Below are 19530 nucleotides of genomic sequence, written 5' to 3' on the forward strand. Positions count from 1 at the left end.
ACCCGGTCTCGTTTCGACCCCGGAAGTTAAGCCCGCCAGCGATCCCGGGTGTACTGCCCTCCGAGAGGGGGCGGGAAACCGGGAACGCCGCCGGCCACTATATTACCCCTTCTGGAGTAATTACCTACACAAAAGCTATTTAAATTCCTCCGGGGATTTTTTTACGGTCGATGCTCATGCTCAAGAGGTCAAAGAAGCAGGGAATTGGCTGGGATTACATTAAGGAGCGACATCCCGAAGTCGTTGATGAACTCAAGACCCTCCGTGATTGGGACAGCGTTAAGTCAGCTATTCCTGAGTCAGAGACCATCCGGGACTATTCTGTCCTAGCTCTAGAAGCAGTGGCAGCCACAATCCGCGAGCTCAGAATCGACAGAGAGATGCTTGCAGAGCGAATTGAGATCCTTAACAGAAAGTTCGAAGAGTTAAGCTCTTCCCATAAGGAAAGCACTCATTCGCTGGAAAAACGTATTAAGGAGCTTGAAGACCAGCTAGCTGAGCTTGAACAGCGGACTCTCTTCCTTGACAGCGTTGAGATGCTGGTTCCAAGACTCAACGAGATTGACGAACGTATGGAGCGGCTCTCCGCGGAGATACTCAGACGGGTTGAGGAGCATTACAGTAAGAGAATGGACGATTTCATCAGAACATATATTGAGGAGCGCCTTAAGAGCTTCGAGGGAGAGCTTAAGAGGAGTATATTTGGTGTGAGTGTGAACCTATCGGAAACCCTTCTCAGGATACAGCAACACTATGAGGAACTTGTTGCTGAGAATGTACGCCTTCGTTCCGTCGTCAAGGAGAGGGAGGAGCTAAAGAGAGCACTGGCTGAGAAAGAACGCGAGATTGAGGAGCTTAAGCGCAAATTGGCAGTCCTTAGAGAGATGTCGAAGCGCGTCAATACTCTGAGCAAGAGACTCTCCGACTACGAGGCAAAGCTAGCCGAGATGAGCCGTATCCAGAAGGAACTCGCTGCCCTCACGGGGACGAGAGATGTCGACGAGGCCCTTAATATACTCAAAACCCAGTTTATTCCAAAGTCAAAGTTTGAGAGCACTCTACGCGAGGTCAAGGGCATTCTCAGCGAGATTGAGGAGATACGCCAAGAAAACGCTAGGCTCAGGATCGAAAACGAGAAGTTGAAGGAGGTCCTGAAGACTCTTTTCCAGGAGAGGCTTGAAGAGTCAGTAGGGAGCGAGTCTGAGGAAACTTCATCTTCCTCTTTCGATGATAATAAGCCTGGTTAGTCCTTCTTTGACCTTCTTTGTAACTAGGTCACTTCTGTCGTCCATTTCCTCAAGTTTTGAGCGAATTATTTTCCTGAGCTTTGGATTGAGCTCGGCTACGTGGATGAGCGTTTCAACGGTGCTTGCTCGAACTATCTCATCTTTGTCGTAGAGTAGTGTAAAGAGCTTCGGCAGGAAGGGGCTGATGTATCTGAGACCGTTCTCTCCAAGTGCCGAGATAAAATTAAGCGCAGTGAGTTTGTCCATCGTGTCTTTTGAGGTGAGCATGTAACCTATGTCTCTAAATACGTTGCCGAGAAGGCTGGGATTCACACGCATTATCTCCTCAAGGACGTACGCCATGTTGACCTTTATCTTTGGGTCACCTACCCTATAGTTGGCGAATATCGCCGGAACAACTTTTGCAACCTTTTCTGGGTTAATCTCCACGAGTACACCGAAGGCCCTCGCTATCTCCTGAGTCAGAGGTATTGCCTCGCTCTTTCTGAGCATCACCATGAGTTTAGTTATAAGGGACTCATGGAGATCAGGCATCTCTCGTATTGCCTCAACAACTACCCTAAGGGCATTCTTCTGCACGATCCATAGGTCGTCGTCGAGGTAGTGAAGTACCTCCTTCAGGAATTCTTTGTTAAGAGTGGCTTGTATGATAATCTCATCGATGTGTTCCCCTGTGGCCAGTGCCTCCCTGATGTCCAGCTCTTTTTCCATCCAACCACCGTTTTGAGATACTGCAAAGGTTTATATAAGCTTTTCACTTAACCGTTCGGGGGATAGGCCATGAAACGGGGAGTTCCAGTGATTCTGGTGTTAATACTAGCTCTTTCAGTGCTGGGGACCGTGACCGCGGATGACAATCCGATACTGTGGAAGGGCACGGTCTGTGATGATGTCCAGTATCAGAAGAGCATAGAGGCTGTTGCGATCAATGACGGTAGGGTGTACGCCGGTTGCTCATACAGACAGCTGGTCAACTCGAGCGGAATGATAGGTATATATTATCTCGGTCAGCTGGTTGCTTACTCGTTCAACGGAACTTTTCTTTGGCAGAACGACTCAGGCTATGTTGTGGGGCTGTATCCTCTTTCCAGTGGAAAAGTTATCGTTGGAACCATCGGCGGCTTCGTAACATTTGACGAGAACGGCAAGTTCCTCTCAAGGAATCTAACCATTAACAAGCTTTACGATTTCCAAATCCTGGACAACACCGTTTACGCTGTTGATGGAGACTTCTTCCTTGAGAACGATAGCGTTACATATGTGGGGCACCTATATAGGGGAGAGATAATCAACGATAGCGTCGTCCTAAACAGCTGGATCGTTAACTTCACGAGCCTCGTGAGCAGGGTTCGCGTAGGGGAGGGAATAATCTACATTGGGGCGGGTTTTCCGTCGGGTTACGTGGGGCCAAGGCAGTTTGGCTACGTTTACGGCGTTCTTCCCAATGGAACGCTCTCCTGGACCATTGAAACTGGGCAGTGGGTCAGGGATATGGAACTGTTCGGGAACGACGTGATCGCAGGGACAGGTAACGGGACTTTCGAAGGTTATCTCTATCGTATTGATCCGTCTGGAAACGTGGTCTGGAAGAAGGAACTCTTCTACACAGAGGACATTGAAATCGGCGATAGCAGGATTTATGTCGGTGGGATGGGCAACGGCAATGGTGTTCTCGCAGCGATCGATCCAGAAACAGGAAACATGTTGTGGAACCAGACCTTTCCGTTCAGAGTCAAGGTTGTCAAATACGTCGACGGTACGCTCTTGGTCGGTGTTGGCAAGTTTGAGAGCAGGCAGGAGAATGGAACCACTATAATCTACACCTACGGCTCCCTCTACGCGCTTGATGCAAAGACCGGGAACATACTAGGCGCCGTTACTGACATCGGCTACGTCAGGAGCATCGCTGTTGAAGGAAATATAGCGATCGTTGGAACGGCTAGTTCAAACTTCTATGCGATAGATATCCAGAAACTCGCCGGGAAGAAGAGTTCGGGCATTTGCGGCCCGGCCACTTTCGTCGGGTTGGCTATAATACCACTCCTATTACTGAGAAAGCTTTGAGCCTTTATTATTTCTTGAATTTTTACATTGCCATGAGGCCATATTCCATCAGCTTATTGACTATCTTTCTGCCATCCCTTGTGAGATCAACGACTTTCCTTATCATGACTATTTTTAGGAGCCCCTTGTCTATCATCCTGTCGTATATCTCCTCTATTTCCCTCTCATCGAGGCCGAGGAACTGATGCACCTCTAACGGGTTGAGACCTGAGTAGAGTGCCATGAGGATCTGCTTCTCCATCTCGTCGAGGCTCTCGAGTTCCTTAAGTTCCTTCTCCATGACCTCTCTGAATTCCGTCTGAAGCATCGGGAATTCCTTCGACACCCTCATGATGAACTCGAAGTAGCCGGGTATATACTTGAGCAGGTAGCGGAGCACGTACAGTCTGGTCTTTTTCTCTGGTATGTATAGATAGGAGGTAATGGTCTCATTCACATAGAAGTGCTTTATCTTCCAGGCCTCGACCTTTTTGCCGTTCATGTCGATCTCTTCCACGTCCATATCCTCGACGTCGGAGAATATTGGTATCGGCCTCCTGTCCGGATCAAGAACTACCACGTTCCTCTCGGTCTTCCCCCTTTTGGCGGATTTTATGGAGACTATCCTGAGCGATCCATCCTGCCACTGGGGCTCCATGTTTATCGCTCCGCCCTTGACTCTGGCCAGCAGCAGCTTTACTGCCTTGCCGTTAATGAGTATCTCGAATATTGTGTGAATGAACTCCCTAAACTTGTTCTCGTCGTATATCAGGAGGTTGTCACCTACTGTGAGTATTAACGTTAACTCTCCCCTCCCGGGAATGTAGAACTTCATCCCAAAATGCTCCTTCTCGGGATTGAGCTTGTAATTGTCGGGGACGTTTACACTCAGGTCTGAGAGCGATGAGAATGGGAAATTGTCTTCCCCAACAATCTCTCCCATGCGGAGATACCTCAGGATAAGCCTGTCGTTCTGGATAATGCCTATTGCGTCTCTCCAGTCCACCCCTGCTGAGCCTTTCCATGAGGAAATTATGGCGGTTTTTACCCTCGCCTCTGCCACTGCCATGGTTCATCCCCTCTATGTCCTCAAGTTAAGGCGCTGTACTCCTCGAGCTGTTTCTCCAGCTTTTCGACCTTTGCACGGAGCTGCCCACACTCTTGGGAGAGTTTTACCTCAAGTGGGGTGACGGCGGGGTTTTCTCCTCTGCTGCTTATGAGCTCATCGAGTATATTCACCGCGCTGTTTATATTGCTTGTGATCCTTATCAACGCCTCCTCCGGAGGAAGGTTAATAGTTTCCTTCCCATCCTTGCTCTTAAGGACTATGGGCAACTTGGTCTTGGTGATGTAGTTTATCATGAGGTTGAGCTTCTCTCTATCTCTCTGGCTTGGGAAGCGGGCCAGCCAGAGGCGCTTGAACTCATCGAGCTCCGAGAGTACCTTCATGAGGAAGGCGTTGTATTCGTCCTCCGTGATATATCCCAGAGTGTAGCCCCTAGCCACGTCTAGGAGCATGAGAAGCTTTTCCTTCCTGTGTTTAGCCTCATCGAGAACCCTTTCTACCTTCTCGTCAATAACCTGCCTGAGCTTTTTAATGAGTTCTTCCTCATTGACACCCGAAACGTTCGTCTTTTTCTGCTCCACAATGCTTGTTTCTTCCTTTTTGGTTCTTGACGGCGCTGTGGCTGGTTTCCTACCTTCTTTCATCTCCTTTTCCAGAAGCACCGCGTAGAGCTCGCCCATCTGGTTGTTGATAGTATTTGATATCATGTACGCCGACAGGGCGGTTCCCATCAGCACTACGATGGCTATGATCGCTATCATCACCCAGTCCATACTTCCACCCCCAGGCAAAATGAAATAATGAAAGGTTTTAGAGTTTAAACCTGCTTATTATTTCTCTGAGGTCCTGAACGATGTTCTTCAGGTCATTGGCAGCGCGCTGCAACTCTTCAGTCGCAGCGGTCTGCTCTTGGACGGCAGAACTAACTTCCTCAGCCGAGGCAGTAGTCTCTTCAGCACTGGCAGCTAGGTTCTCCAAAGCCCTCAAAGCCTTCTCGACCTCATCCTGCGTGCGAATAATCTGCTCTTTTACTTCGCCCATCCTGCCACTGGCATCCTGGAGGAGGTCAGCGATGTTTGTCAAGTAGTTGGTGGTCTCCCTAAGGGTTTCAGCACTCTCTCCAACCACGGTGACACCGCGTCTCGTACTGTCAACAGCATCCCTAATCTCAGCCGTAATCTGATCGATAATGTTCTTAATGTTGTCCGCGGCCTGCTTGCTCTCCTCTGCGAGTTTGCGAATCTCTTGAGCAACGACAGCAAAACCTCTGCCAGCCTCGCCGGCTCTCGCGGCCTCAATAGCCGCGTTCAAGGCAAGTAAATTCGTCTGCTCGGCAATGTTGGTGATCACGTTAGTGATTTCTTCAATACTTCTGCTCATCTCTGCAACCTTGGTTACGGCACTCTCGATGTCTCTCATTGTCTCCTGAATACTCTCAATTTGTCTGGCTGAGACTTCACCCTTCTCTCTGCCCTCACTGGCAATACTCACGACCTCACTGACGGCCCCCTCAAACTCGTCCATTGCCCTAACACTCTCTGCACTGACCTCCGCCACGAAGCGCATTCCTTCGGTGATCTCGTTAATGTTCTCCTGCTGGCGCTGGGCTTCAATGCTGACCTGCTGAACGGCCTCGTTAACTTGGTTGATGGATTCAGTGACGTCAGTAGAAATTTGGGCAAGGACGTTGGCGCGCTTTTCGAGCTCGTTAGTAACGTGGACGATTTCACTTATGAGACTCTTGAGCTTGTGGGTAGTGTCTTTCAGGTCTTCAAGGATTCCGCTAAGTTCACCCTTGGCTTCGACAGTTAAACCATTGCTCAAGTCACCCTCGGCCAAGCGCTCGAGTTTACTCGCTATAGTGTCCAAGGTCCCAACGAGGTCTTTTCCAACGGCTTCAAAGGCCTTAATGAGCGCACCAATCTCATCATCCTCAATGTAGTGGATCTGCTTGAGCTTCCTGCTTACCTCACTCAATCTGCCCTCAGCCAAAGCCTGCGCAACATCCCTAAGAGCCTCAAGTGGTTTAATTGAATTGGATATCAGTTTGTAGGCCACTATAATTATTCCAATCGAAAGCAGGATTATGAAGCCTGTGAGCATAATGGCCGTCTTTGTGGTAGTGTTCTGCACATCATTTACAACCGCTATGATTGGTGCGCTTATCTCCTCAACGGGGACTTTGGTAAAGACGTACCAGCCCGTGCTGGGTATCTTCACGCCAGCTGCGACGGCTTCGACGCCTTCCCAAGTGTATATTGTTACATCTCTGTCCTTGCCACTACGTAGTATATCTGCCACAGCTTTGAGGCTTTCATAGTCAAACACGTTAAGATTCATTATGTACTCATGCTTTGGGTGCATGTATATCATTCCGTCGGGACTCACTACATACGCGTATCCAGTTTGTCCTATCTTAATTTTGTCAATCTTCTGGGTGAGCGTGTCTATGTAAATATCTGTGCCTACAACTCCAACAAGCTTACCCTCGTAGTAAACTGGTACCGCAAACGTTACCACCCATTTTCCAGAGGATGCATCCTCGTAAGGTTCACTCCACGTGGGACCGTTTACCTCGATGGCCTTCTTGTACCACGGTCTGACACGCGGGTCGTAACTCTCTGGGAGATCCTGTTCGGGGTAGATGAACATGTTGCCGTTGACATCGCCGAAGTAGATGGCGCTTATTCTCGGCTCTGCCTTGCTGAGAGTGGTGAACTCCTCCAAGATAATGGGCCTGAGCTTGTCGGCATATCCCGGGTCCCCAAAGTCGTAGCCATTCTCTTTCAGCTTATTGAGGGACACTATTGTCAGCTCCTTTGTGACCAATCCTAGAGTCTCTATTCCCTTGAAGAACGCTTCGAACTCGTTTGCGAGAGCTTCAGCCTGTGCTTCAACGGCTTCTTTTGCTTGGTTCTCAACTACTGGCCTCATCTTTTCTTCTACGATTCCTGCCGTGCTCTTACCGGCGTATATCATCATTCCGCTGGTCACTGCTGTAACAAGCACCAACCCAAGTACGACGATTGCCAGGATTTTCTTCTTGAACTCCATACCAAATCACCCCTGAGGGAAGTTTGAGTTTATCTGCTTAGTAGATCTTCTCAATGACCTGCCCATTTGATACCTTCCTCATTCTGACTTTACCCGTTGAGAGGTCAAAGTAGATGGTTCTCCCGCCCTTTCCCCCTGTATCCTCGGCCACGAGCCTGATTCCAAGCCTCTTCAGCTCCTTCTTGGCGACCTCTATGTTCCTCTTTCCTATCATGAGCTGGTCGCTAGTGACATTGGTGAACATGTGCGCCCCTCCGAAGATCTTTGCCTCGGTCCTTCTGGGGTTGCCCCCGAGCTTTTGGAAGTCCCTTAGGAGGAGCTGCAAGCCTGTATCAACATATTTGGCAGGATTGCCTTTATTTCCATAGTATGCTGCTTCAGGCAGAAGGGCATGAAGCAGGCCACCTACCTTTGTGAGACGGTCGTACAGAGTTATGCCAACACAGCTGCCTAACCCATAGGTGCTTATTATCCCGGCCTTCTTTCCGACAGCGTAGTCGCCGATTCCGACCTTTATCTCCTGCAAGTCTCAACCCTCGCCGGGTTCGTTTTCTTTTAGTGTGCTTGAATTCACTGGGGGAACAGAACTATCCAACTTGGGCCCAGTGCCTTCGTCAGACTGTGATACGGGCTCGATGTCTTTGACTTGAGCCTCCAGCCGTCCAACCAGTTTATCAAATGCATCCTTGGTGGGTACAAGATAGAATAGGCTCTCGACCCCTGTGCTGGACTGATAAAAGCGCGTCCTGAAGATAATAACCTCCAGAACGTCCCTGAGGTCTGGTCTGGCAAGTTCTCTCTCCACGTCGTACGGGCTCTCGGCCTGCTTTGGCGGACTGAGGGAAACGGGTTCTTCAATGAGCTTGGCCAGTATGTCGGTATAGACTGAGATAAGTATGTTTCCTATCTCCATTATCGCCGAGCGCCCCATGTCGTCTATTCCGTCATCACTGGGCGCCATGCCAAGGAGCAGCGATACGAGTGCTTGGGCGCTTTTCTTCGGAAATTGCAGGATGGTGAGGCCACTGAGTCCCTCGGTTATGTCAAACATTACGACGAAGCTGTTGCTTATTCCCTCTGCGGCAAGGGTAGCTAGGAACTTTGTCCGAGGGATAACCTCGACTTCAGGGGGCTCCATTTCAATCTCGCCGATCATGTTCGAGAGTGCAGTCAGCGCGTGGCTTATCGCTATGTTGGACGCCTCACGGAATATGTCCCGGTACCATTCGGAAAACCAGCTCTTGTACTTTCTCATACAAATCCCTCCAGAAGGGTATCTATAATCTTCTTCATAGAGAATGGGTGTGGGAGTATCATGAAGTGTTCCCTGAACTCAACGCCCTCTACTGTCATCTGAGTCTTTAGAAGCATGGTGTAGTCGCAGTGCTGGCCTATGTCAGCGAGCGCAAAGTCGAGTATGGCAGGAGGGAAATCAATAGCCAAGTTGGGTGGCGTCTGGTTTATCTCGGTCCCAAGGAACTCGCTGAGTGCATTTGCGAAAGCGGATATCAGTATGTTGCCCGCCTCCATCACTGCAGACTGCACTATCTCGTCAAACTCTGTGGTGCTTCCGGGGAACATTCCCATCATGAGGTCAAACATTGTAAGGGCGTCCTTAAAATCCATGAAAAAGAACGCATGGCCATTAAAGCCACCGCTCAACTGTATGTACACCGCTATCTTTATGTCCTCTCCGACCTTCTCCGGCACACTCTTGATTGGCGTGATGTCTATCTCCGGAACAGTTATGTTGACAGTTAACCCAGTCATCTCACTGAGGGCATCTGCTGCCCGAGAGGCTCCTATGTTGAAGGTCTCAACTAGCACACTCTTTGCGAACTCGTCGAGGTTTTTGATGTACCCTTCGTAGTTTTCATATTCCACTCCTACCACCACCGAGCAGCCCATTTATCTCGATGATTAGAACGACGCTACCGTCGCCGAGTATAGTTGCTCCGGCGAAGCCGCTGATATGGGAGAGCATCTTGCCGAGGCTCTTGATGACTATGTCCTTCTTGTGGAGAAGTTCGTCGACGCCAATTGCCACCTTTTGGGCGCCGAGGTCGACCACTATGGCTGGGAACTCGTCTTTCTCCGGTATGGGCAGTCCAAAGAGCTCGTGGAGCATTATCACAGGGATTATCTCGCCGCGGAGTACTATGACATCCTTTCCACCTATGCTTTTGAGGTTCTCACGTTTTATCTCGATGCTCTCGAGGATGTTGTTTATTGGCACTGCATAGACCTCTCCCTGCACTTCGATGAGAAGCGCTTGGATGATGGCCATGCTGACCGGTAGCTTCAGAATAAACGTGCTGCCCTTTCCGACCTCGCTTTGGACGGATATAGTACCGTTCAGGCTCTTTACGACGTCCTTTACGACGTCCATTCCGACGCCTCTTCCGGAGACGTCGGTGACCTGCTCCTTGGTGCTGAACCCCGGCAGGAAGATTAGGTTTATTGCCTCCTCGTCGCTCATCTCCGCGGCCCGCTCCGGTGTTATGAGGCCTTTCTCAATGGCCTTGCGTTTTATCTTCTCGGGGTCGATACCGCGGCCGTCGTCACGGACTATTATCTCGACGTGGCTTCTCTCGCGTTTCGCTATGAGTTCCAACTTCCCTGTGCGTGGCTTTCCAAGTTTCTCCCTCTCGTCTGGAGACTCGATCCCATGATCTATGGCGTTCCTCAGGAGATGGACAAGAACATCACCTAGCTTGTCTAGTATCGTCCTATCGACCTCTATGTCTGCGCCCTCAACGATGAATTCGACCTCCTTCCCCATCTTCCTTGCCAGCTCACGAACCATACGGGGGAACTTGTTGAAGACCTCCGCCACAGGTGTAAGGCGCATTTCCATTATCTCGTCTTGGAGCTCGGTAAGAAGTCTTGAGAGCGTTGAGAGCGTTTCGAGAAGCTCCCTGTCGCCCAGTCTCTCGGCTATCTGCTCCAAACGGCCCTTGGTAATGACAAGCTCACCCACGAGATTCATGAGCCTGTCGAGGTGGGAGACATCGACCTTGATAATCTTCGACACCTTAACCTTTGGAGTTTGCACGGTCTTGAGCTTCTGAGGTTTGCTCTCCGCTTTCTTCTCTGCCTGCTGTTCGGGACCCCTCGATTTCTCTGTCTCCTCCTTGGTTTCTACCTCGATGCTGTCCCCTTCCTCAACCTTGACGTCTTCCACGTCGGGATGCTTGCGCACAATCTTGACGATGTCATTGGGTAACACATTGGATACCATCAAAACCTTGAAGTAGTGCCCATCGATGATATCACCGTTTTGAATCGCCACAGTGTCGGGGATGGTTCTCTGGACAGTTCCAAGTTTTTGAAGATCCTGCAGAATCAGGTAGGAACGGACTCCTTTCAAAGGAGCGTCCTTCTGGATGTACACCGTGACAGTGTACGTCTTGTTTTCTTGTCCCGCGGCGGGATGGTACTCCTCCACCTCGACCCTCTCAACCTCTGGGTGTCTCGTCACCACATGCTTAAGTCTTTCAGGGCTCTCCTCAGTGGCCACAACAAACTCCAGAACGTCAACGTCGGCCTTCCCATCCTCTATGATCTCTCTACCCGGTTTCGTTTCGATTATCTCGCCAAGCTCCTCTAGGTCTGAGAGTATGAGAAAGGCCCGTACGCCCCTGAGCTGGGCATCTTTGTGGAAGTAAACTTTAATCCGGTACCTTGGAAGCTCCCCCTTTTCCCCAGAGGGTACTGTCCTCTCGGCTTCAGCCCCGGCTTCTTCGGGTGTTTTTTCTCCCGTCAGGGGTTCTTTGGGCTGTGTACTAGAGGCAACTTTTTCTACTGGTCTGCTCCTCTCAAAGAACTTCTGGGCCTTTTCAAACAGCTCTCCGACGTCAAAGTCCCCTTCGTTCCCGTTCTCCTCTATGCTGTCCACCATCCCCTCAATGACATCAAGAAACTCAAGAAGGACGTCTATGAGATCTGGGGTTGGCTCAATCTTCCCGCCTCTGACAAGATCAAACAGATTCTCCATCTTGTGAGCAACTTCACTGAGCTTCATGAATCCCATAGTTGCAGCGGTACCCTTGAGCGTATGTGCGTCTCTGAATATCTGGTCTATCATGGCCTTTTTTTCTTCCTCGCTGCCGCCTTCTTTGACTATCTTCTCTAGCGTGAGTATGGCGTTGCTGAGGCTGTCTATCCTATCCCTCGCATCGGCAAGGAACTCATCTAAGTACTGAGAGAGGTCCTCCACCGGTACCACCCCTGTTAATCTTGTTCACTGCCATCACCACGGTCTCAGCGATTTTATCAAGGGGAACGACGTAGTCGACCATGCCGGTTTCAATGGCCGCCTTTGGCATTCCAAAGATTATCGACGTCTCCCTGTCCTGGGCTATGGTGATGCCCCCCTTCTTTTTAATCGCGATTATACCCTGAGCACCGTCGCGGCCCATTCCAGTCATTACTACTCCAACAGTTCTTCTCCCAAAGATATCTGCCGCGGTTGTCATCATCGGATCTGCAGCAGGCCTTACCCCGTGAATCTTCGGCTTCTTATTGAGTGTTATGACAGGCTTTCCTCCTCTCATCTTCACTTCCATATGGTAGTCTCCTGGGGCAACGTAGCCTTTGCCCTCCTCGATGGGCTCACCGTCCTCAGCTTCCTTGACATCTATCTTGCTGATACTGTCAAGTCTCTTGGCGAACGATTTGGTGAATCCCGGTGGCATGTGTTGCACCAAGAGCACTGCGGCCTTTAGGTTGTCAGGGAACTTGGGGAACACCTTGAGGAGGGACTGCGGACCACCGGTTGATGAGGCCATAGCCACCACTGTCCTGGCCGGGACGCTGGGTTTTCTGACCTTTGTTTTCTGCGCTCTTAGGAGCCTCGTCCTCCTAATCTCAAGGAACCTCCTAGGGACTCTGGCAGCTTCTTTGATCTTTGCGATGATTTCATCCTTCATCTCCCTCATGTTTATAGAAATAGAGGAGCTCGGCTTGGGTATGAAGTCAATGGCGCCGTATTCAAGGGCCTTTATCGTGGCCTCGGCGCCCTCCTTGGTCCGGGCACTCACCATTATGACCGGGGTGGGGCTCTGTTTCATTATTACGCGGAGAGCGTCGAGGCCATTCATCCGGGGCATTTCTATGTCGAGTGTGATCACATCCGGTTTGTGGAGCCTAACCATGTTAATGGCTTCTATTCCATCTCTTGCCTCGCAGCAGACTTCAAGCTCGGGATCGGAGTTGATTATATCTCCAAGTATCTTCCTCATGAACGCTGAATCATCGACAACTAGCACTCTAATTTTTCTGCCGGGTGAGTTCAGCGGCATCTAACCCACCCTTAGCTTGACAACACGCGATTTATTTCCTCTAACACTTTGGGGGCCTGGAACGGCTTGACTATGTAGCCCGAGGCGCCTGCCTTTAGTGCTTCCATGACCTTTCCTTCCTGGCCGACGGCGGTGATCATGATTATCTTGGCGTTTGGGTCAACCTTTTTTATCTCCTTCACAGCGGTAATCCCATCCATTTCGGGCATAACTATGTCCATAGTTACAATGTCGGGCTTGAGTTCTTGGTACTTCTGAACAGCCTCCTTTCCGTTTGCAGCTTCTCCAACGACCTGGTGGCCTCCCTGGGTTAGTATCTTCTTCAGCAGCATGCGCATAAACGCTGCGTCATCTACGACCAAAACCCGTGCCATGGCCTTTCACCTCCAGGTTCTTGCGATATATCCTCGCGACGAGGTCGTATAATTTAAACAGCTTGGCAGCGTTGCTAAGTATGGTTTCAGTCTTGCCAAGGATGAGATAACCGTGGTCTTCGAGGGAGTCATAGAGCTTGGCGAATATCTCCTCCTGGGCGTCCCTCTTTACGTAGATCAGTACATTGCGGATGAATATTACATCGAAGCCCTTTGGATACGTCGGGCTGAAGAGGTTGAACTGCTGGAACTTGACTAGGCGCTTTATCTTGGGCGAGATCCTGTAGCGCTCCTCGCTTATCCTGGTGAAGTACTTGGGTATCATGTGCCTCGGTACCTGTTTCTCCACAACGTCTGCGGGATACTCTCCCCTTATGGCCGTTGCCAAAGCCTCTCTGTCTATGTCAGTTGCTAGTATCTGCACCCTGAATCCGCTGAGGTTTTTACCTAGGGCTTCGTGGAGGGCCATAGCTATGGAGTACGGCTCCTGTCCTGTGGAGCATGCGGCGCTCCATATCTTAATGGTGCTTGTGTGGTGCTCCTTCTTGTAACTAACAAGTTCCGGGATAACCTTTTTCTCGAAGGTTCTCCAGACCACTGAGTCCCTGAAGAACTCTGTGACGTTTATTGCCACCGTGAGTAGTAGCTCGTCCAGCTCCTGCTTGTTTGTCCTTATCATGTGGTAGTACTTCATGTAGTTGTTTATACCGAGCTTTCTCATCCTTGCCTTTATGCGCCTTACAAGGTACGTATCCTTGTAGGCGTCGCTACTAACCTTCAGGTGCCGAAACAATTCCCTCTTAATCTTTAGGTAGCCGGGGTCTTTTACATCCATCATTTGGGTCACGCATCCATTGGGGATTATCCCACGCGTTAGGTTGGTTATTGCAAACTTTGCAAAAATTTATGCACTGTTTGCATAAAAAATCTTTATGTGTAGATGGTTGTGTAGGTGCATAGGTAGGCAGTTACGTCATAATTGATTATTCTATTAACGCGTATTAAAAGTTATTATCTACATTCGAAAATCTTTTATCCCTTGTGCTGTATTGAATAAACAGCGGCACTGGAGGTGTGGCCATTGACCCGTGCAGTCACCATAGCAGCGGTGAGTTCAGTATCACTTCTTACTCTTGCTGGGACTTTGGTATCCTCTGTGGCTGGGCTTGCACTCGGCCTAGTTTCTGCCGTTGCCGTTTCTGCCTACCTCTCGCGGCCAAGTGATGATTTGAGTAGGATTCTGGATGCCCTCGAAGCCTTGTTGGACGGGGAGAGCGTTGATCTTTCGAAGCTTGGGGCCGAAACCGCAGCCCGAATAACTGCCATTGAGGACAAGATAAAGGCCCTCGGCAAAAGAAATGTGGAAGTTCAGCGGGTTTCAGTCCTGCCCGAGATTGAGACTGTTCTTCAAAATCTTGAAGAGGCGAGAGAGAAGCTGTCCTCCCTCCTACCGACTCTTGACGTTGGAGTTAGTGTGGAACACGATGAGCTTACGAGCGCCCTCGAAAGGGAGCGCTCCACCGTTGCCGAACTTGGGGACTACATCCAGACCCTTACCGCGGGTATAGAGGAGATGAACACTCAGGCACAGGCACTCACCGACTATGCCCTTGAGACCGCCAATATGGCCGAGACCGGGAAACGCATCTCTGATAACGTCGCCCTCAACGTTGCCAGCATTACCGAGGTCAATCAGGACATGGAGAGGGCGGTTTCCATACTTGTGGAGCACTCTAAGAGGATAGGCGAGATAGTCGAAGTCATCAGCAGTATAGCGGAGCAAACCAACTTGCTCGCTTTGAACGCTGCCATTGAAGCTGCTAGAAGTGGTGAGCACGGTAGAGGCTTCGCTGTCGTTGCAGAGAACATCCGTGAGCTGGCGGATCAGTCAAAAAAGTCCACTGACCAGATTACGGAACTTATCCGGGACATGCAGGAGAGCATTGATACCGTCGTGAGTTCGATAAAGCAGGAGTTCAGGGTCACCGAGGAGATAAAGGACGCGGTTCAAGAGCTTATAGCGGCCTTCGACGACATAGCCAGGCGAGCTAACGAGACGGCCAATATGATAAAAGAACTCTCCGACAGCATAGAAGGACAGGCCCAGTCCGTTCAAATGCTCATGGACACCATCAATGGCGTCTACGCCCTTCAGGACGAGATATCTAACGTTATGCTTCCGGTTGTTGAGTCCTTCACCATGATGCAGTCACGGTTGGATGAAATACGAAGTGGTCTTAAGGACCTCGAACAGTCAATAGTTGAGTCAAAGGAACTTCTTGAAAAGGTTAGTACCGTCCGGAGGTGATGGGATGGCCGAGATTCAGGTCGTGGCCTTTATGGTTGGAAACGAGGAGTTTTGTCTTGATATCTCAAAGGTCAGGGAGATAAAGGAAATGATGCCAATAACTCGTGTGCCTAACTCCCCGGACTTCGTTGAGGGTGTCATAAACCTTCGCGGACAGATAACGACCGTCGTCAATCTCAAGAAGCTCCTTGGTTACTATGACCCTGATGGAGACCTCTCAAAGAAGAAAATAATCATTGCAGAAGTCAAGGACGAGATAATAGGCATAATCGTGGATTCGGTCTCGGACGTCATAACCCTGACCGACGAGCAGATAGACCAGCCGCCGAAGACTCTTAGCAACAGGGTCGACATCCGCTACATAAAGGGCATAGCCAAAATAAACAACGGGGAGAGGCTCCTCATAATGGTCGACCTTGACAAGCTCCTCGGCGAGGAGTTCTAAAGTAGGTCGAGCTCTCTGAGTATTTCCTCCACGCTTCTGTCCTTTGCTCCTCCGATGTTCTCTTTTTCGGCACCGAGTCTTAGCATAAGTCTCTGCACCTGCTCTTCCAGCCTTCTTAGTTCTTCGAACTGGTGCCGTAGCTTCTCGTAGAACTCCTTCTCGACTGGCGTAACCGGTATCGGCTCCTGAAGCTCCCCGGCTATTCTGTCAAGCTCACCAGCGAGTTCATAGACTATCCTGTGGATCTGGATGAAGCTTTTCTCCGGGTTCAGTTCTTTCTCTTTCCCATCCCTGTCTACTTTCATTGGTATATCGAGCCTCTTCACTCTAACGATTATATCGTTGAACGTTGCATAGACATTCTCGTCTGGAAGGGACACTATGGCCAGCTTACGCAGGTTCTTCAGGAGTTCTATGATATTCTCCTTGAGCTCTCTGAACTCCATCTGTCCGTGTCCGGTAAGGACGTAGACCTTGGCTATGTCCCTCAGAGATAACAGGGCCCTTTTTGCTTCGGCCATGCCAGCGCTGAGCTTCTCTGGTTGAAGGGTCACAGTCGCCTTGATGACTTCCAAGAACTCCTCAACCTCTGTCTGCTTCCTCCTTTCTATGGCTTCCTCGAGGTGCTCTATCTCTTCCTCGAGCTCTGAAAGGAGCTCCCTCTTGAGTTCTTCCCTGAGTACGCTCTTGGTCTTCTCTAGTTCCTCTTTGAGAGATTCGAGGCGTTGGTTTGTCTTGTCCAGTTCAAGCCTGACGTTACCAAGCTCGTAGTCCACCTTTGTTTCGAACTTTTGGAGCTCTTTAAGGGAATCCTCTAGTCTCCTGAGCTTCTCTTCTACCGCCCTGAGCATCTGGCTGACCTCTTCCTTGACCCCAGCTTCCCCTGAAGAAACACTCGACCTGACGTCCCTTATCTCTGATTCTAGTTCGTCCCTCACTTTTGAGAGCTTGGACTCAAGCTCGCCGAGCTCCTCTTTGAGCTCAAAGTGTCTGGCCAAGACTTTGTCCGTCACGTCCCTGACGTAGTACGCCAGAACAATGGCAACTCCCGCGGTAACGGCGAGCTCGATTATCATCTCCATACCACCTGGCTTCAGCCGTGTAATCTGCGGCGTTATGGTATTTAGATTTTATGCCCTTCTACCGTAGTGAGTCGATATATGCCACAGAGAACCAACCAATGGATTGGAAATTATCCATATCGTTGGATGATTGTTCTTGATACCAATTTTGTTCAACTTCTGAATGAAAATTCTACAATCAAAGATTATCATTGATGAGTTATTCCCATGGTCTGACCAAAAACGTTATATATTCTACAAATGGCAATGTTATGTACGGGAGTGGTGTGTCCATGATCCTCAGTGATCATTCAGTGGCTATAATCAGGGACGCCGAAGCTGGCCATGAACTTCGGGGGGAGGGAGGATGAACGCAGTGATCGTTGATCCACAGGTGTTGCGTTCCATCCACCGCAGCGAACTGAGGAAGAAGATACTGATGTACTTGAGCGAAATATATCCTTCTGCGACGTACCTCTCGGAGATAGCAAGGGTGGTCGGTTCTGATCCATCGAACGTCAGAGGTGCCCTGGTTGGCCTCGGCAACCGCTACAACGGTGAGAGCTCTCTTGTGTACCTTGGCCTCGTGGAGGAGGTTTCTAATAACGGCTTCAAATACTACCGCCTGACAGACTACGGGAAGAAGGTTGTGGACTACCTCAAGGAATATTACCGCTATTACAGGAGGTTCATGTGAGGTGATAACATGAATCCCATCGATGCCGTCGATGCCAACATCGAGCAGATGATTAAGTTCTCGGTGCTTGAAATAATCAGCCTTGGAACCAAGCATGGTGTGTTTCCACTTCTTGCAAGGGGGCCAACGATTCAGGAGCTGATAGATGAAGTGGATCTTCCCAACAGGCGCCTTCTACTCGGTTTCATAGAGACCCTCGAGAGCCTGAAGATAGTCAAGGAGAAAAACGGCAGGCTGTACCTCGATGGTTTCGCATATACCATCAACGTACCAGATGAGAAGTACGACCTTCTCGTCCCGGACTGGGTTCCCATCCAGGAGGAGATCTACCGCATGGTGGATTATGCATTCATAACTCCCATTCACCCCCACGTTCTCATGGACTTCGACAAGGACGCTGACTTCTGGGACATACGTATGAGCACAAGGTTCTCCCGCATCTACCGCGAGGCGATGGCCCAGGTGGCCGGCCTTAGACAGGGGATGCATGTTCTTGACATTGGCTGTGGCTCATATTCCCCACTCCAGTTCGGGGAGATGATAGGATACAACGGCTTCTACCTCGGCATCGACTACTCCCCGGCGCTCATTGAGATAGCTCGCGCCCGTATCGAGGATAAGAGCCTGCCGGTGGAGCTCAAGGAGATGGACGCGAAGCTCATAAGGCCTGTGAACGAGTACGACTCTGTTTTCCTCAGTTTCGTCCTTGAGTACATCGATGACTTTCCCATGGTACTCAAGCGCGCCATGGAGGCCCTCAATTCTGGTGGTAGGATGGTAATCCTTGAGCCCTTCAGAGACACCTTCAAGTATGTCCAGGCCCTGGAGTTCTTCGAGGGCCTCAACAAGGACTTCATTGGCTTCCCGTCCGCCCGGGATGTGAAAGATGCCATCCTGAATGAGGGCTTTGACGTTGAGATAAGCCAGCCAGCGAGGAGCATGCTGGTCGTTAAGAAGATGTAATTCCATGGTCTCTGCTTTTTCACTACTTTGTACCATCCTTAATTAATGTCTTTGTCCCTTGTTGTTTCTGGCACATCTCCCAGTGAGTTTTGGATGTCCTTTCAGGTACCTACATATGCACCTACACAACCACCTACACTACTAAGAACAAAAAAGGCCTTTATATTTACATAACGTAATCAACGACGCAGACAACCCTAGGGGGTGCGTGGAGAATGAAGGCCAGGACAAGGAGAGGTGCCGTGGGTATCGGTACCCTGATAGTTTTCATAGCCATGGTTTTAGTGGCAGCAGTTGCTGCTGCGGTTCTGATTAACACCAGCGGCTTCCTGCAGCAGAAGGCTTCTAGCACTGGAAGAGAGACCACCCAGGAGGTAGCCAGCGGCATACAGGTCGAGAGGGTCGTTGGTAAGGCTAACAACCTTCCGAGCAACCAGTACATCGAGCAGCTTGCCATCTACGTTACCCCGAACGCAGGCAGCTCTGGAATTGATCTCAGCAACACCAAGATAATCCTCAGGAGTGAGTCCACTGAGGCTGTTCTGAAGTATGATACTGCAGATGTTGCTTATGCCTTTGATACCGGTGTTGTCAGTGACATATTTAGCACAACACTGAATGCTTGGTCACAGCTGGCAGATGAGCCAACTTCTGAGTTTGGTATCATAGTTCTCCAAGATGCTGATACAAGTCTTACTGATGCCCACCCGACCCTCAACAAGGGCGACCTTGTCATACTCACCGTCCTCGTTGGAGACCTTGACGTCAACGGTGATGGAACTACCGACAGCGGTGTCTTCAGCCCAGGTATTGCTCCGGGCAAGAAGATCACCGGCCAGGTCGTTCCGGAGTTCGGTGCTCCAGGCGTCATCGAGTTCACCACTCCGACCAGCTACACGGACGAGATTATCGAGCTCCAGTGATGCCCTTTCCAATATTTTCGTGAGGAGGTGGTGTGAATGTTCGGTA

The 19530-nt window shown here is 50.2% G+C and carries 19 protein-coding genes and 1 rRNA gene; 8 read left to right on the plus strand and 12 right to left on the minus strand.

Annotated features, from left to right (window positions below; genetic code table 11):
• Both rrf and E3E33_RS10545 read left to right on the plus strand, forming a co-directional pair.
• Positions 1-96, plus strand: a 5S ribosomal RNA gene (gene rrf / locus E3E33_RS10540); the annotation flags it as partial.
• A gap of 74 nt (positions 97-170) precedes the next feature.
• The gene (locus E3E33_RS10545; protein WP_167711466.1) at positions 171-1247 is read left to right on the plus strand and encodes a hypothetical protein; all 1077 of its coding nucleotides are present in this window, start codon (positions 171-173) and stop codon (positions 1245-1247) included.
• On the opposite strand, the gene E3E33_RS10550 is transcribed toward E3E33_RS10545, so the two are convergent.
• Entirely contained in the window at positions 1212-1958 is a 747-nt protein-coding gene (locus E3E33_RS10550; protein ID WP_167711467.1) for a PH0542 domain-containing protein, read from the minus strand. The genes E3E33_RS10545 and E3E33_RS10550 overlap by 36 nt on opposite strands.
• A 129-nt stretch (positions 1959-2087) precedes the next feature.
• Between E3E33_RS10550 and E3E33_RS11175 the strand changes: the two genes are divergently transcribed.
• Entirely contained in the window at positions 2088-3311 is a 1224-nt protein-coding gene (locus E3E33_RS11175; protein WP_167711468.1) for a PQQ-binding-like beta-propeller repeat protein, read from the plus strand.
• 22 nt (positions 3312-3333) lie between these two features.
• Here the strand turns inward: E3E33_RS11175 and E3E33_RS10560 are convergent, their stop codons facing one another.
• Genes E3E33_RS10560 through E3E33_RS10605 form a run of 10 tightly spaced genes read right to left on the minus strand, consistent with a single transcriptional unit; the run spans position 3334 to position 13925 of the window.
• On the minus strand, positions 3334-4359 hold the full coding sequence (locus tag E3E33_RS10560) for a CheF family chemotaxis protein (protein WP_167711469.1): 1026 nt from the start codon (positions 4357-4359) through the stop codon (positions 3334-3336).
• Between the two features lie 20 nt (positions 4360-4379).
• Positions 4380-5129, minus strand: a complete 750-nt coding sequence (locus E3E33_RS10565; protein WP_012572163.1) for a hypothetical protein — start codon at positions 5127-5129, stop codon at positions 4380-4382.
• A 37-nt stretch (positions 5130-5166) separates the two neighbouring features.
• The gene (locus tag E3E33_RS10570) at positions 5167-7410 is read right to left on the minus strand and encodes a methyl-accepting chemotaxis protein (RefSeq protein ID WP_167711470.1); all 2244 of its coding nucleotides are present in this window, start codon (positions 7408-7410) and stop codon (positions 5167-5169) included.
• Between the two features lie 37 nt (positions 7411-7447).
• Complete coding sequence (locus E3E33_RS10575) at positions 7448-7936, minus strand: chemotaxis protein CheD (protein WP_012572161.1); 489 nt, start codon at positions 7934-7936, stop codon at positions 7448-7450.
• A 3-nt stretch (positions 7937-7939) separates the two neighbouring features.
• Complete coding sequence (locus tag E3E33_RS10580) at positions 7940-8665, minus strand: chemotaxis protein CheC (RefSeq protein WP_012572160.1); 726 nt, start codon at positions 8663-8665, stop codon at positions 7940-7942.
• Positions 8662-9294, minus strand: coding sequence for a chemotaxis protein CheC (locus tag E3E33_RS10585; RefSeq protein ID WP_342764296.1), 633 nt, complete (start codon positions 9292-9294; stop codon positions 8662-8664). Before E3E33_RS10585 ends, E3E33_RS10580 begins: the two co-directional genes overlap by 4 nt.
• A complete protein-coding gene (locus E3E33_RS10590) occupies positions 9284-11629 on the minus strand; it encodes a chemotaxis protein CheA (RefSeq protein ID WP_167711472.1) in 2346 nt (781 codons plus the stop codon). The genes E3E33_RS10585 and E3E33_RS10590 overlap by 11 nt, the downstream gene beginning before the upstream one ends.
• Positions 11601-12713, minus strand: coding sequence for a chemotaxis response regulator protein-glutamate methylesterase (locus tag E3E33_RS10595; RefSeq protein WP_167711473.1), 1113 nt, complete (start codon positions 12711-12713; stop codon positions 11601-11603). The genes E3E33_RS10590 and E3E33_RS10595 overlap by 29 nt, the downstream gene beginning before the upstream one ends.
• An 11-nt stretch (positions 12714-12724) precedes the next feature.
• Positions 12725-13087 (minus strand): response regulator, encoded by a 363-nt coding sequence (locus E3E33_RS10600; protein ID WP_012572156.1) that lies wholly within the window; start codon positions 13085-13087, stop codon positions 12725-12727.
• Positions 13062-13925: a protein-glutamate O-methyltransferase CheR gene (locus tag E3E33_RS10605; protein ID WP_167711474.1), complete on the minus strand. Its 864-nt coding sequence runs from the start codon at positions 13923-13925 to the stop codon at positions 13062-13064. The genes E3E33_RS10600 and E3E33_RS10605 overlap by 26 nt, the downstream gene beginning before the upstream one ends.
• Positions 13926-14168: 243 nt before the next feature.
• On the opposite strand from E3E33_RS10605, the gene E3E33_RS10610 reads away from it, so the two are divergent.
• Positions 14169-15395 carry a methyl-accepting chemotaxis protein gene (locus tag E3E33_RS10610; protein WP_012572154.1) on the plus strand — a complete coding sequence of 409 codons (1227 nt, stop codon included), beginning with the start codon at positions 14169-14171 and terminating at the stop codon, positions 15393-15395.
• Positions 15396-15399: 4 nt separating this feature from the next.
• Positions 15400-15840 carry a chemotaxis protein CheW gene (locus E3E33_RS10615; protein ID WP_167711475.1) on the plus strand — a complete coding sequence of 147 codons (441 nt, stop codon included), beginning with the start codon at positions 15400-15402 and terminating at the stop codon, positions 15838-15840.
• Here the strand turns inward: E3E33_RS10615 and E3E33_RS10620 are convergent.
• Entirely contained in the window at positions 15837-16922 is a 1086-nt protein-coding gene (locus E3E33_RS10620; protein WP_240912088.1) for a hypothetical protein, read from the minus strand. The two genes, E3E33_RS10615 and E3E33_RS10620, sit on opposite strands and share 4 nt — an antisense overlap.
• Positions 16923-17268: 346 nt before the next feature.
• On the opposite strand from E3E33_RS10620, the gene E3E33_RS10625 reads away from it, so the two are divergent.
• The 3 genes from E3E33_RS10625 (at position 17269) to E3E33_RS10635 (ending at position 19484) form a co-directional block, all read left to right on the plus strand.
• Positions 17269-17598 carry a helix-turn-helix domain-containing protein gene (locus tag E3E33_RS10625; protein WP_012572151.1) on the plus strand — a complete coding sequence of 110 codons (330 nt, stop codon included), beginning with the start codon at positions 17269-17271 and terminating at the stop codon, positions 17596-17598.
• Between the two features lie 9 nt (positions 17599-17607).
• On the plus strand, positions 17608-18561 hold the full coding sequence (locus E3E33_RS10630; protein WP_167711477.1) for a class I SAM-dependent methyltransferase: 954 nt from the start codon (positions 17608-17610) through the stop codon (positions 18559-18561).
• Positions 18562-18776: 215 nt separating this feature from the next.
• Entirely contained in the window at positions 18777-19484 is a 708-nt protein-coding gene (locus E3E33_RS10635; protein ID WP_167731689.1) for a flagellin, read from the plus strand.
• The last annotated feature ends 46 nt before the right edge of the window (positions 19485-19530 follow it).

The organism is Thermococcus sp. GR5 (genome assembly GCF_012027535.1).
Classification (GTDB): domain Archaea; phylum Methanobacteriota_B; class Thermococci; order Thermococcales; family Thermococcaceae; genus Thermococcus; species Thermococcus onnurineus.

What these genes read in the sequence shown, in the direction of transcription:
- E3E33_RS10615 (WP_167711475.1), top strand. Translation starts at nt 15,400, where the DNA reads ATGGCCGAGATTCAGGTCGTGGCCTTTATGGTTGGAAACGAGGAGTTT.
- E3E33_RS10565 (WP_012572163.1), bottom strand. Translation starts at nt 5,129, where the DNA reads ATGGACTGGGTGATGATAGCGATCATAGCCATCGTAGTGCTGATGGGA.
- E3E33_RS10600 (WP_012572156.1), bottom strand. Translation starts at nt 13,087, where the DNA reads ATGGCACGGGTTTTGGTCGTAGATGACGCAGCGTTTATGCGCATGCTG.
- E3E33_RS10620 (WP_240912088.1), bottom strand. Translation starts at nt 16,922, where the DNA reads ATGGAGATGATAATCGAGCTCGCCGTTACCGCGGGAGTTGCCATTGTT.
- E3E33_RS10580 (WP_012572160.1), bottom strand. Translation starts at nt 8,665, where the DNA reads ATGAGAAAGTACAAGAGCTGGTTTTCCGAATGGTACCGGGACATATTC.
- E3E33_RS10560 (WP_167711469.1), bottom strand. Translation starts at nt 4,359, where the DNA reads ATGGCAGTGGCAGAGGCGAGGGTAAAAACCGCCATAATTTCCTCATGG.
- E3E33_RS10570 (WP_167711470.1), bottom strand. Translation starts at nt 7,410, where the DNA reads ATGGAGTTCAAGAAGAAAATCCTGGCAATCGTCGTACTTGGGTTGGTG.
- E3E33_RS10545 (WP_167711466.1), top strand. Translation starts at nt 171, where the DNA reads ATGCTCATGCTCAAGAGGTCAAAGAAGCAGGGAATTGGCTGGGATTAC.
- E3E33_RS10635 (WP_167731689.1), top strand. Translation starts at nt 18,777, where the DNA reads ATGAAGGCCAGGACAAGGAGAGGTGCCGTGGGTATCGGTACCCTGATA.
- E3E33_RS10630 (WP_167711477.1), top strand. Translation starts at nt 17,608, where the DNA reads ATGAATCCCATCGATGCCGTCGATGCCAACATCGAGCAGATGATTAAG.
- E3E33_RS10550 (WP_167711467.1), bottom strand. Translation starts at nt 1,958, where the DNA reads ATGGAAAAAGAGCTGGACATCAGGGAGGCACTGGCCACAGGGGAACAC.
- E3E33_RS10595 (WP_167711473.1), bottom strand. Translation starts at nt 12,713, where the DNA reads ATGCCGCTGAACTCACCCGGCAGAAAAATTAGAGTGCTAGTTGTCGAT.
- E3E33_RS10625 (WP_012572151.1), top strand. Translation starts at nt 17,269, where the DNA reads ATGAACGCAGTGATCGTTGATCCACAGGTGTTGCGTTCCATCCACCGC.
- E3E33_RS10605 (WP_167711474.1), bottom strand. Translation starts at nt 13,925, where the DNA reads ATGATGGATGTAAAAGACCCCGGCTACCTAAAGATTAAGAGGGAATTG.